The organism is Staphylococcus equorum, assembly GCF_029531845.1.
Taxonomy (GTDB): domain Bacteria; phylum Bacillota; class Bacilli; order Staphylococcales; family Staphylococcaceae; genus Staphylococcus; species Staphylococcus equorum_C.
The window spans coordinates 20098-32525 of sequence record NZ_JAMBPV010000002.1; the positions used below are offsets into that span (position 1 = coordinate 20098).

12 protein-coding genes are annotated in these 12428 nt (G+C 34.0%); 11 read left to right on the forward strand and 1 reads right to left on the reverse strand.

The annotated features are described in order from the left end of the window. Nucleotides 1-127 precede the first annotated feature (127 nt). Complete coding sequence (recA, locus tag M4L39_RS02405) at nucleotides 128-1174, forward strand: recombinase RecA (protein ID WP_069832855.1); 1047 nt, start codon at nucleotides 128-130, stop codon at nucleotides 1172-1174. Nucleotides 1175-1499: 325 nt separating this feature from the next. Continuing rightward, complete coding sequence (gene rny / locus M4L39_RS02410; RefSeq protein ID WP_069815980.1) at nucleotides 1500-3059, forward strand: ribonuclease Y; 1560 nt, start codon at nucleotides 1500-1502, stop codon at nucleotides 3057-3059. Between the two features lie 438 nt (nucleotides 3060-3497). On the opposite strand, the gene M4L39_RS02415 is transcribed toward rny, so the two are convergent. Next, on the reverse strand, nucleotides 3498-3713 hold the full coding sequence (locus M4L39_RS02415; RefSeq protein ID WP_069815977.1) for a hypothetical protein: 216 nt from the start codon (nucleotides 3711-3713) through the stop codon (nucleotides 3498-3500). A gap of 164 nt (nucleotides 3714-3877) precedes the next feature. Here M4L39_RS02415 and M4L39_RS02420 point away from each other — a divergent pair, with 164 nt between their 5' ends. The 9 genes from M4L39_RS02420 to M4L39_RS02460 all read left to right on the forward strand — a co-directional run bounded on the left by M4L39_RS02420 (nucleotide 3878) and on the right by M4L39_RS02460 (nucleotide 12410). Further along, nucleotides 3878-4666: a TIGR00282 family metallophosphoesterase gene (locus M4L39_RS02420; protein ID WP_277580584.1), complete on the forward strand. Its 789-nt coding sequence runs from the start codon at nucleotides 3878-3880 to the stop codon at nucleotides 4664-4666. Nucleotides 4667-4779: 113 nt separating this feature from the next. Then, nucleotides 4780-6540 (forward strand): 2-oxoacid:acceptor oxidoreductase subunit alpha, encoded by a 1761-nt coding sequence (locus M4L39_RS02425; protein WP_277580585.1) that lies wholly within the window; start codon nucleotides 4780-4782, stop codon nucleotides 6538-6540. Then, complete coding sequence (locus M4L39_RS02430) at nucleotides 6541-7407, forward strand: 2-oxoacid:ferredoxin oxidoreductase subunit beta (RefSeq protein WP_277580586.1); 867 nt, start codon at nucleotides 6541-6543, stop codon at nucleotides 7405-7407. It begins immediately after the preceding gene. 192 nt (nucleotides 7408-7599) lie between these two features. Further along, nucleotides 7600-8235, forward strand: a complete 636-nt coding sequence (locus tag M4L39_RS02435) for a poly-gamma-glutamate hydrolase family protein (protein WP_277580587.1) — start codon at nucleotides 7600-7602, stop codon at nucleotides 8233-8235. A 105-nt stretch (nucleotides 8236-8340) separates the two neighbouring features. Next, nucleotides 8341-8724, forward strand: a complete 384-nt coding sequence (locus M4L39_RS02440; protein ID WP_277580588.1) for an RrF2 family transcriptional regulator — start codon at nucleotides 8341-8343, stop codon at nucleotides 8722-8724. Between the two features lie 72 nt (nucleotides 8725-8796). Continuing rightward, on the forward strand, nucleotides 8797-9690 hold the full coding sequence (locus tag M4L39_RS02445; RefSeq protein ID WP_277580589.1) for an NAD(P)/FAD-dependent oxidoreductase: 894 nt from the start codon (nucleotides 8797-8799) through the stop codon (nucleotides 9688-9690). 101 nt (nucleotides 9691-9791) lie between these two features. After that, nucleotides 9792-10088: a thiamine-binding protein gene (locus M4L39_RS02450; protein ID WP_002507818.1), complete on the forward strand. Its 297-nt coding sequence runs from the start codon at nucleotides 9792-9794 to the stop codon at nucleotides 10086-10088. 421 nt (nucleotides 10089-10509) lie between these two features. Continuing rightward, nucleotides 10510-12051, forward strand: coding sequence for a tRNA (N6-isopentenyl adenosine(37)-C2)-methylthiotransferase MiaB (gene miaB / locus M4L39_RS02455; RefSeq protein WP_277580590.1), 1542 nt, complete (start codon nucleotides 10510-10512; stop codon nucleotides 12049-12051). Then, nucleotides 12051-12410: a RicAFT regulatory complex protein RicA family protein gene (locus M4L39_RS02460; protein WP_277580591.1), complete on the forward strand. Its 360-nt coding sequence runs from the start codon at nucleotides 12051-12053 to the stop codon at nucleotides 12408-12410. The genes miaB and M4L39_RS02460 overlap by 1 nt, the downstream gene beginning before the upstream one ends. Nucleotides 12411-12428: the final 18 nt, after the last annotated feature.

Genomic DNA, 12428 nt, shown 5'->3' on the forward strand with positions numbered 1-12428 from the left:
TTTTTGTTGTTGGCATCGTCTATATAAGCGAACAAATATTCGCAAAATGCTTGCAGAATTATTTAAATCAAGGTATAGTAGGGTTAAGATATTTTACAGAGATTAATCTCAATTAGGAGGTCCAGCATTGGATAACGATCGTCAAAAAGCTTTAGATACAGTAATTAAAAATATGGAAAAATCATTTGGTAAAGGCGCAGTTATGAAATTAGGTGACAATAAAGCCCAAAGAGTTTCTAGCGTTTCAAGTGGTTCAGTTACTTTGGATAATGCGTTAGGTGTAGGTGGCTACCCAAAAGGAAGAATTATAGAAATATATGGACCAGAAAGTTCTGGTAAAACTACAGTAGCATTACATGCTATTGCAGAAGTACAAAAAAATGGTGGCGTTGCGGCGTTTATTGATGCTGAACATGCGTTAGATCCTGTCTATGCAGAAGCTTTAGGTGTAGATATTCAAAATTTATATTTATCTCAACCTGACCATGGGGAACAAGGATTGGAAATTACTGAAGCATTCGTAAGAAGTGGTGCTGTTGACATCGTAGTTATTGACTCCGTTGCTGCATTAACGCCAAAAGCTGAAATTGAAGGTGAAATGGGTGATACACATGTTGGTTTACAAGCACGTTTAATGTCACAAGCATTGCGTAAACTTTCAGCCGCTATTTCCAAATCAAAAACAACAGCAGTATTTATTAACCAAATTCGCGAAAAAGTAGGCGTGATGTTCGGTAACCCTGAAGTAACACCAGGTGGACGTGCATTAAAATTCTATAGTTCTGTACGTTTAGAAGTACGTCGTGCTGAACAATTAAAACAAGGCCAAGATATTGTTGGTAATAGAACGAAAATTAAAGTGGTTAAAAATAAAGTAGCACCGCCATTTAGAGTTGCAGAAGTGGATATGATGTATGGTAAAGGTATCTCTAAAGAAGGAGAACTTATTGACTTAGGTGTTGAAAATGAAATTGTAGATAAATCAGGTGCTTGGTATTCATACAATGGAGATCGTATGGGGCAAGGTAAAGAAAATGTTAAATTATATCTGAAAGAAAACCCTGAAATCAAAGAAGATATTAATCGTAGATTGCGTGAAGCACTAGGCATTGTTGATGGTGATGTTAAAGAAGACGAAGATGAAAAACAAACTACGCTTCTTGAAGATGAATAGTGTTATCTAAAATTAATTGAAGATTTACTATAAAATAAGCGTATATATATAAATATGCGTTTATTTTTTTATATAAATATAAGAACTTAAAAATATAAAATGATGAATATTTTGCTATATAATCTTTATAACGTAAGTGACAACAATAGTTATAGTGGAAATAGTGTAAAAGAGGGGTCTCAAATATTGAATTAATGTGTAGGAAACCTTGACACTTCTTAGTTTAAAACCGTACAATTACATTGTATGATTCTTATATAACTTCATATAATCATATTGAAATTGATATACAGAGCAAAATCCTAGATAAAAAGGGGGTGTTTGTGTGAGTTTATTAGGCCTCCTACTCATTTTGCTAGGTATTATTCTCGGAGTTGTTGTAGGGTATATTGTAGCCCGTAATCTATTGCACCAAAAGCAATTACAAGCAAGACAAACTGCAGAAGATATTATTGAACAAGGTAATAAAGAAGCAGAGAATACTAAGAAGGAAAAGCTCCTAGAAGCTAAAGAAGAAAATCAAATCTTAAAAGAACAAAGTGAAAACGAACTTCGTGAAAGACGCGGTGATCTTCAAAAGCAAGAAGCTCGACTTCTACAAAAAGAAGAAAACTTAGAGCGGAAATCTGATCTGTTAGATAAAAAAGATGAGATTTTAGAGCAAAAAGAGTCTAAACTTGAAGAACGACAACAACAAGTAGATGCAAAAGAGAGTAGTGTTCAAACATTAATAAATAAGCATGAACAAGAATTAGAACGCATCTCTGGTCTCTCTCAAGAAGAAGCTGCACAAGAGCAACTTCAAAGAGTTGAAGATGAATTGTCACAAGATATTGCAATACTTGTTAAGGAAAAAGAGAAAGAAGCAAAAGAAGCAGTCGATAAAAATGCAAAAGAATTGTTAGCAACTACTGTTCAAAGATTAGCAGCAGAACATACTTCTGAATCTACAGTATCAGTTGTTAATTTACCAAACGACGAAATGAAAGGTCGAATCATTGGTAGAGAAGGAAGAAATATCCGTACGTTAGAAACATTAACGGGTATTGATTTAATTATAGATGATACGCCAGAAGCGGTTATCCTCTCTGGTTTTGACCCAATTAGACGTGAAATTGCAAGAACTGCATTAGTAAATCTTGTTTCAGATGGACGTATCCATCCTGGACGAATAGAAGATATGGTAGACAAAGCTCGTAAAGAAGTAGACGATATTATTCGAGATGCAGGGGAACAAGCTACATTTGAAATAAATGTGCATAATATGCATCCAGATTTAGTTAAAATCTTAGGTCGTTTACAATATCGTACAAGCTATGGACAAAATGTATTGAAACATTCTATCGAAGTTGCACACTTAAGTGGTATGTTAGCAGCTGAATTAGGTGAAGATGTTACATTAGCTAAACGTGCTGGTCTACTTCATGATGTTGGTAAAGCCATCGACCATGAAGTTGAAGGTAGCCATGTTGAAATAGGTGTAGAATTAGCAAAAAAATATGCTGAAAATGAAACAGTTATTAATGCAATTCATTCCCACCATGGTGACGTAGAACCAACTTCTATTATTTCTATATTGGTAGCAGCAGCAGATGCGTTATCAGCTGCGAGACCAGGTGCTCGTAAAGAGACATTAGAAAATTATATTAGAAGATTGGAAAGATTAGAAACACTATCTGAAAATTACGATGGTGTCGAAAAAGCGTTTGCAATTCAAGCAGGTAGAGAAATCCGAGTTATTGTATCACCAGATACTATCGACGACTTAAAATCACATCGCTTAGCAAGAGATATAAAAAGCCAAATTGAAGACGAACTTCAATATCCTGGTCATATAAAAGTGACAGTTGTTCGTGAGACTAGAGCAATTGAATATGCAAAATAAATGTTAGTCATTCAATGACAAACTACAGACTGCCAACAAAGTCATAAGACTTGTTGGCAGTTTTTTGATTGAATGTTAAATTCGGTCGATGATAAAAAAATAGCGTAGTCATAGCTCTCTAGTTTCTCGTCTACAGAGGTAGTGGTATGATGTTGGACTGTAGGTTCGTGACTTATAATGATGCTTCAAGCATCTTGTCTATGCAACGTTATAACTTGAAGTCAATCATATTTTGTTTGGCTTTTTAAATGATGCGTATCATTTACTTGTATTTATAGCGTATCTTAAACAAGACGATAATACACTTTATTAATATAGTAAAAGAAATTCAAAATTTCAAAAGATAAAAAAAGAGCCTTTAACTATAATGTTAAAAGACTCTTTACCAGTATACTGAAATAAAACTTCACTATACTAAGCAATTTATATTTTTATTAATTAGTTTAATTCTAAATCTGCAACTTTAACTTCTTTGATAATTTCAGCTGTGTCATAGCAGTTTGTAGCGATATTTGCATATCTTTCTGCTAAACGGTAGGCATTAATATATAGCTCTAGACTATCTTTTGCTATATCTTCTGCATCTTCACTTTTTGATGGGTTTGCTGTAACAACGAGATCAGCAAAATGTTGTGGATCGATATTAATTGACATGTATTACTTCCAACTCCTATATTATGGATTAAAATAATTACTATAATGAATTATACCCCCATTACAAAATATAAAACTTAAAAATTAAAGAAATATTTACTAAAGAGCCTTTTCAACGTAAATCATTTACATTAAACTAACATTAAGAGAGGATGAACAAGTAAATGAGAATATTATTTATTGGAGATATCGTAGGTAAAGTAGGTAGAGAAGCGATTAACACGTACTTGCCTAAGCTTAAACAAACGCATCGTCCTACAGTTACAATTGTAAATGCGGAAAATGCCGCACATGGTAAAGGATTAACTGAAAAGATATATAAAGAATTGTTAAGAGAAGGCGTAGATTTCATGACTATGGGCAACCATACGTACGGACAACGTCAAATTTATGATTTTATAGAAAATGCTAAACGTATGGTTCGACCAGCGAATTTTCCAGATGAAGCACCAGGTGTAGGTATGCGCATCATTCAAATCAACAATCTTAAATTAGCGATTATTAACCTACAAGGTCGTGCGTTTATGCAAGATATAGATGATCCATTCAAAAAAGCAGATGAATTAATTGCTGAAGCACAAAAAGAGACGGATTATATATTTGTAGATTTTCATGCGGAAACAACTTCTGAAAAAAATGCGATGGGTTGGTATTTAGATAATAGAGTAAGTGCTGTTGTAGGTACACATACACATATTCAAACTTCTGATGAAAGAATATTGCCAGGTGGTACAGGTTATATTACAGATGTAGGTATGACTGGATTCTATGATGGTATACTTGGAATCAATAGAGGTGAGGTTATCACACGTTTTATTACTAGCCTACCACAAAGACATGTAGTGCCAGATGAAGGGCGTAGTGTCTTATCTGGTGTTATTATAGATATTAATAAAGAAGGTAAAACCACGCATATTGAACGTGTACTCATCAACGACGATCATCCATTTTAATTATCGTCCGTTAGTATGAATTTTAAAATAAACCACTCTTTACATAGTAATAGGGTGGTTTATTTTGATATGATTGATTATGAATTATTATAACCATTAGGAGGCAAGATGGTATGAAATCACAAGTATCATGGAAAGTGGGCGGCCAGCAGGGTGAAGGTATTGAATCAACGGGGGAAATCTTTGCTACTGCTATGAACCGCAAAGGATACTATTTATATGGATATCGTCATTTTTCAAGTAGAATAATGGGCGGACATACGAATAATAAAATAAGAGTATCAACATCACCTGTACACGCGATAAGTGATGATTTAGATATATTAATTGCTTTTGATCAAGAAACAATAGAAGTTAACCATCATGAAATGAGAACAGACAGTATTATCATTGCAGACAGCAAGGCAAAACCAGAAAAACCTGAGGGCTGTCGTGCACAACTGATAGATTTACCATTTACAGCAACCGCAAAAGAATTAGGCACTGCCTTAATGAAAAATATGGTCGCTATTGGCGCGACATGTGCAGTTATGAAATTAGATATTTCAGCTTTTGAAACGCTTATTACTAATATGTTTAGTAGAAAAGGCGAGAAAGTTGTCGAAATGAATATAGAAGCATTAAATGAAGGTTACCGTTTAATGATGGAACAACTCGATAATGTTGAAGGTGATTTTGTTTTAGAAGAAACAGACGGGGCGCCACATCTATATATGATTGGTAATGATGCAATCGGCTTAGGCGCTTTATCAGCTGGTTCAAGATTTATGGCTGCATACCCTATTACGCCTGCTTCAGAAATTATGGAGTATATGATAGACAATCTACCAAAAGTAGGCGGCACAGTTGTACAAACTGAAGATGAAATTGCTGCTGCAAACATGGCTATTGGATCAAACTATGCTGGCGTGCGTGCTTTTACTGCTAGTGCTGGTCCTGGACTTTCATTAATGATGGAAGCAATTGGTCTATCTGGTATGACAGAAACACCATTTGTGGTGATTAATACACAACGTGGCGGTCCTTCCACAGGATTACCTACTAAACAAGAACAATCTGATTTAATGCAGATGATTTATGGTACACATGGGGATATCCCTAAAATTGTAGTTGCACCTACAGATGCAGCAGATGCATTTTATCTTACGATTGAAGCATTTAATTTAGCAGAAATGTATCAATGTCCAGTAATTATTTTAAGTGATTTACAATTGTCATTAGGGAAACAAACTGTAGAAAAATTAGATTATAACAAAATTGAAATTAACCGCGGAGAAACAATCCAATCTGATATAGAGCGAGAAGAAGATGACAAAGCTTATTTCAAACGTTATGCATTGACTGAGAGTGGCGTTTCACCTCGACCTATTCCAGGCGTTAAAGGTGGCATACACCATGTGACAGGTGTCGAGCATAATGAAGAAGGTAAGACGAGTGAAGCGGCTGATAACAGACAACAACAAATGGATAAACGTATGCGTAAAACAGAGCATTTACTGATTAACAATCCAGTAGAAGCAGATGAACAATATGATGAAGCAGATATTTTATATTTAGGTTTCATTTCAACTAAAGGCGCAATTCAAGAAGGTAAAGATAGATTAGAAGCACAGGGCTTAAAAGTAAATCATTTACAAATTAGACAATTACATCCTTTCCCTAAAGAAACACTTCAAAAATCCATCGATAAAGCATCAAAAGTTGTCGTAGTTGAACACAATTACCAAGGGCAACTTGCAAGCATCTTGAAAATGAATGTCACATTAGGTGATAAATTAGTGAACCAAACAAAATACGATGGTACGCCATTCTTGCCACATGAAATTGAAACAAAAGGACTTGAGATTGCCAAAGATTTAAAGGAGCTGGTATAAATGGCAACGTTTAAAGATTTTAGAAATAATGTTAAGCCCAATTGGTGCCCAGGTTGTGGAGATTTTTCAGTCCAAGCAGCAATTCAAAAAGCAGCAGCTAATATCGGCTTGGGACCTGAAGAAGTAGCAATCATTACTGGTATCGGCTGTTCTGGTCGTTTATCCGGCTATGTGAATTCTTATGGTGTACATGGCATACATGGCCGTTCATTACCATTAGCACAAGGTGTGAAAATGGCGAACAAAGATTTGACTGTTATTGCTTCTGGTGGCGACGGTGACGGTTATGCAATAGGTATGGGCCATACAGTTCATGCATTACGTAGAAATATGAATATGACATACATTGTAATGGATAACCAGATTTATGGATTGACTAAAGGTCAAACATCACCTTCATCAGCGCCAGGTTTCGTTACAAAATCAACACCAAAAGGAAATATCGAGCAAAATGTTAAACCATTAGAGCTCGCATTATCTTCTGGAGCAACGTTCGTAGCACAAGGTTTCTCAAGTGATATAAAAGGACTTACAAAAATGCTTGAAGATGCCATTAACCATGACGGTTTTTCATTTGTTAACGTCTTTTCACCGTGTGTCACGTATAATAAAGTGAATACTTATGACTGGTTCAAAGAAAACCTTACAAGCATTGATGATATAGAAGGTTTTGATGTTACAGATAAAAGTAAAGCAACACAAAAAGTGTTAGAGTATGATTCTTTGATTAAAGGTATTGTTTATCAAGATACTGAAACACCTTCATATGAATCTCAAATTGAAGAAATGGAAGATACGCCATTAGCTAAAAGAGATATTCATATTGATGAAACGCAATTCAATGAATTAACAAAACAATTTGTGTAAATTGGAAGTATAGATAATACTAATATAGTAAAAATAATTAAATGATAGCATATAAGCTGATCACATGCGATGATGGATTGAGACACATTCAATATCGTATAGTGTCAGCTTTTTTAGTAAATGAAGGAATGATTTATTCTGATTTTATAGTATTATTGGAGCTAAACAGGGCTTTATACTTGGAGGGATACGATGGTAGACCAATTTAATTCAATGACTGAACTTTTGTTACATACAAGTGAAGGTAAAGATTGGGAAATACATACGCGGCGAACAGATCAGCCAATTATTATCACGGCAGCCCATGGTGGGGCTATTGAACGTGGAACCACTGAACTTGCTCAATCTATAAGTGAATGCGGGAACTATGATTTTTATACTTTTAAAGGTGTACGTCATAATAAAAATCACGAACTACATGTGACGTCGAGACATTTTGATGAGCCTAAACTTTTACAAATGCTCAATGATAATCGACATGCGATATCTGTTCACGGTTGCATAGGCGACCAACCAGAAGTGTATATTGGAGGAAAAGATCAAACGCTAATAAAGTATATTAAACATTATTTAGCTGAAATTAATGTCATTGTTAAAAATGCACCAGCTCATATTTCTGGTATACACGATGATAATTTTGTTAATTGTTGCCAACACAAAGCAGGTGTTCAGCTAGAATTAACTACGCGTCTAAGAAAAAATTTCTTTATTAACAAAAAATATAATCTTTATGATAGGGAAAATCGTGATAATTGGTCTCCGTTAATGGATGATTTTACACAAGCAATCATTATAGCTGTAAAGCATTATCAAAATGAAGGTAATTAACTATGGGTAAGCTTATTTTGACTAACAAAAGAAAAATACTTGCAAAGTAAAACATAATAAGATATTATAGACATATTATATCTATAATAGGAAGTTGATAAACAGATGAAATGTTCTAAGGCAACAGATTATGCATTACATGCTTTATTATTTATGATAAAAAGTAACGGTGATTCAAAAAGAATACCAGTACAAGACTTAGCAGCGGCATTGAAAGTTTCTACGACTTATTTATCTAAAATTTTAACTCGACTTGTTAAAGCTGGGATAATTTCAGCAAATAGTGGTGCCAAAGGCGGCTATCAATTAAAAAATGGATGGCAAGATGTTTCAATTTATGAAATTATTGTAACTATAGATGGTAAACAAAGCTTACTAGAAGATAGTTTTAGTCATGGTAAAGGTTGCTCTATTAAACAAATCATGGATGAAGCGGAACGTAGTTTAATAAATAATTTAGAACAAAAAAAATTAAAGGACTTGGCTTAACGCTAAGTTCTTATATTATTCGATAGATTATAGATATTGAAAGTCTTTAAAGGGTGTAAAGGAGTGAAGTAAATGGATTATGAAATCATAGTTATTGGTGGCGGTCCTGCTGGTTTAAGCGCAGCATTAAATTTTGGAAGAGGTATGATGCATACATTAGTTATCGATGAAGATAAACCGAGAAACAGAGTGACATCAGAATCACATGGTTATTTAACGCAAGATGGTATTTCACCAGCTGAATTCAAACAAAAAGCAAAACAAGATATTGCCAAATACAAAGATGTGTCATTTTTAGCAGAACGTGTTATAGATATTAAGGAAAATGATGATGGATTTGAAGTTTCTACACAAGAACAATCATTTACAGCAAGACAAGTGCTACTTGCGACAGGTTTAAGAGAACAAGGGCCAGACATACCTGGTTTCAGTAATTTTTACGGACAATCTATATTTTATTGTCCATGGTGTGATGGCTATGAAATGCGTAACCGTAAGTTAGCTGTCATTTATTCAGTTGAGATGATGACACATATGGTTAAATTATTAAGCAACTTTTCAAAAGAACTTATTGTTTTTACAAACGGTGAAAGTGTTACATCTGAAGACAAAGTTTGGCTCAAAGCTAAAAAAATTGATATATATACCGAATCTATTACTGACTTAAGTGGCGAAAATGGTCAATTGAACCATGTTACATTGGAAAATGGCGAAAAAGTTGAAGTTGAAGGGGCATTTAGCCAAATGCAATGGGATACACATTTTGATTTCTTGGAAAACTTGAATTTAAAGCGTGATGATCATGAGAAATTTGAAGTCAATGCATTTGGTGAAACTTCGATTAAGCATTTTTATATTGCAGGAGAAACAAAAGATAATTTTGCGGGTCAAATTATAGATGCAGCGGCCAATGGTGGTATGGTTGCTAAAATGATAATGATGACACAAATCAATGAAGATTTTTAAATAAATCCTTATTATAAATGGTTCGCTCTTTATATCTATGCCTAAAAGATATTATTTGATAAACTAAAAGGTAAGTAAAACATATAAGGGGCTGAAGAGATATGCATGATACGTTAATGAGTGTCCAAATTATTCCGAAAACTGCTAATGGTGAAGATGTTATACCTTATGTTGATGAAGCGATAAAAATAATTGACGATTCTGGTTTGGCTTATAGAGTAGGGCCACTAGAAACCACAGTACAGGGTGAAATGAATGAATGTTTGATCTTGATTCAAAAATTAAATGAGCGTATGGTAGAATTAGAAATACCAAGTACGATTAGTCAGGTTAAGTTTTACCATGTCCCTGAAGGTATTACAATCGAGACACTTACTGGAAAATATGACGAAATTTAAAACATAGATAATAAATGATTTTACGGGAATGAGACAGAAATCTATTATTTTAACAAGATTTCGTCGTCCCACCCCGGCAAAGCTGACTAGAAAATGGAATACAAGAGCTGAAGCTCTTGTATAAGACTACTTATCTTCATAAATGAAGTAGTAGTTCTTTAAAAGCTTGATATAAGCGCATTTTCAATTCAGTCAGCCACTGCCAATTTAATAGTTGAGGCTGAGACATGTATATTTTCTCAGCCTCGTTTTTGTTTATTTGGCAAGACCTTTTGCACTTTGGGGCTAAATTTAATATAATGAAGTAATGATTATGGATAAAGTTATAGAACTTTGAACGACTAGGTTGAAATACAAAAATATAAAACATATTTTAAAACACTTGTTCTTAGTTTATATGATATAGAAAGGATTTTGTAGAGTGAATGAAGAGCAAAGAAAAAGTACTTCTATAGATATTTTAGCTGAACGAGACAAGAAGACTAAAGATTATAGTAAGTATTTTGAGCATGTGTATCAACCACCAAGTCTAAAAGAAGCGCGTAAACGCGGTAAAGAAGAAGTGAACTATAACCGTGATTTCCACATAGATGAAAAATATCGCAATATGGGTCAAGGGAAGACCTTCTTAATTAAAACATATGGTTGCCAAATGAATGCTCATGATACAGAAGTCATGGCCGGTATTTTAGGCGCTTTAGGTTATACAGCAACAGAAGATATTAATCATGCTGATGTGATTTTAATTAACACATGTGCAATACGTGAAAACGCGGAAAGTAAAGTGTTTAGTGAAATAGGCAATTTAAAACACTTGAAACGAGAAAAGCCAGAAACAGTTATTGGTGTATGTGGCTGTATGTCACAAGAAGAATCAGTCGTTAACAAAATCCTTAAATCATATCAAAACGTTGATATCATTTTTGGAACGCATAACATTCATCGTTTACCAGAAATTTTAGAAGAAGCTTATTTATCAAAAGCGATGGTTGTTGAAGTATGGTCTAAAGAAGGAGACGTTATTGAAAACCTCCCTAAAGTAAGAAAAGGTAATATTAAAGCATGGGTAAATATTATGTATGGCTGTGACAAATTCTGTACATATTGCATTGTACCTTTTACAAGAGGTAAAGAACGTAGTAGACGTCCAGATGATATCATTGCTGAAGTGAGAGATTTGGCACGTCAAGGTTATCAGGAAATTACGTTACTTGGTCAAAACGTTAACGCATATGGTAAAGATATAGAGGGCTTGGAATATGGTTTGGGTGATTTATTAGAAGATATTACACAAATTGATATACCAAGAGTGAGATTTACTACAAGCCACCCTTGGGACTTTACGGATCGTATGATTGAAGTTATTGCAAACGGAGGCAATATTGTACCTCATGTACATTTACCAGTTCAATCAGGCAACAATGCAGTATTAAAAATTATGGGCCGTAAATATACACGTGAAAGCTATTTAGATTTAGTAGATAGAATTAAAACGCAGATACCTAATGTTGCATTGACTACGGATATTATTGTTGGTTATCCAAATGAAACTGAAGCACAATTTGAAGAAACGTTAACATTGTATGATGAAGTTGAATTTGAACATGCATATACTTATATTTATTCACAAAGAGATGGCACGCCAGCAGCGAAGATGAAAGATAATGTGCCTTTAGATGTGAAGAAAGATAGATTACAGCAATTAAATAAAAAAGTAGCTTATTATTCAGAACAAGCTATGAAACAATATGAAGGCAAAGTAATTCAAGTGTTATGTGAAGGTGCCAGTAAGAAGGATAATACTGTGTTAGCAGGCTACACTTCAAAAAATAAACTTGTTAACTTCAAAGCACCTAAAGAAATGATAGGTAGAATTGTAGATGTACAAGTTGACGAAGCGAAGCAATTTTCATTAAACGGTACATTTTTACGTGCGACTGAAAAAGCAGTGGTGACTCAATAATGTATGAAAAAGATGATATATTAGCTGAAGCAAATCGCATTAGTGAACGAATTAAATCATTGGATACAGTAAAAGAATATCATACTGTAGAACAACAAATTCATTACAATAAAAATATTGAACAGCGGATGAAAGATTTAAAGAAAACGCAAAAACAATCCGTAAACTTACAGAATTACGGTAAAACAGAGGCTTTAAAACAATCTGAAGGTAAAATACAGGGTATTGAGCAAGATATTAATGTGTTACCTATAGTTGAAGAGTTCAGAGAATCACAAACTGAAGCAAATGATTTATTACAAATGATGATAAGTACAATGTCTGATCGTTTAAATCAGCATGAACAAAATGAGGACTAGCTTGTAATGTACTTTCAG

What these genes read in the sequence shown, in the direction of transcription:
- M4L39_RS02415 (WP_069815977.1), bottom strand. Translation starts at nt 3,713, where the DNA reads ATGTCAATTAATATCGATCCACAACATTTTGCTGATCTCGTTGTTACA.
- M4L39_RS02420 (WP_277580584.1), top strand. Translation starts at nt 3,878, where the DNA reads ATGAGAATATTATTTATTGGAGATATCGTAGGTAAAGTAGGTAGAGAA.
- M4L39_RS02425 (WP_277580585.1), top strand. Translation starts at nt 4,780, where the DNA reads ATGAAATCACAAGTATCATGGAAAGTGGGCGGCCAGCAGGGTGAAGGT.
- M4L39_RS02430 (WP_277580586.1), top strand. Translation starts at nt 6,541, where the DNA reads ATGGCAACGTTTAAAGATTTTAGAAATAATGTTAAGCCCAATTGGTGC.
- M4L39_RS02435 (WP_277580587.1), top strand. Translation starts at nt 7,600, where the DNA reads ATGGTAGACCAATTTAATTCAATGACTGAACTTTTGTTACATACAAGT.
- M4L39_RS02440 (WP_277580588.1), top strand. Translation starts at nt 8,341, where the DNA reads ATGAAATGTTCTAAGGCAACAGATTATGCATTACATGCTTTATTATTT.
- M4L39_RS02445 (WP_277580589.1), top strand. Translation starts at nt 8,797, where the DNA reads ATGGATTATGAAATCATAGTTATTGGTGGCGGTCCTGCTGGTTTAAGC.
- M4L39_RS02450 (WP_002507818.1), top strand. Translation starts at nt 9,792, where the DNA reads ATGCATGATACGTTAATGAGTGTCCAAATTATTCCGAAAACTGCTAAT.
- M4L39_RS02460 (WP_277580591.1), top strand. Translation starts at nt 12,051, where the DNA reads ATGTATGAAAAAGATGATATATTAGCTGAAGCAAATCGCATTAGTGAA.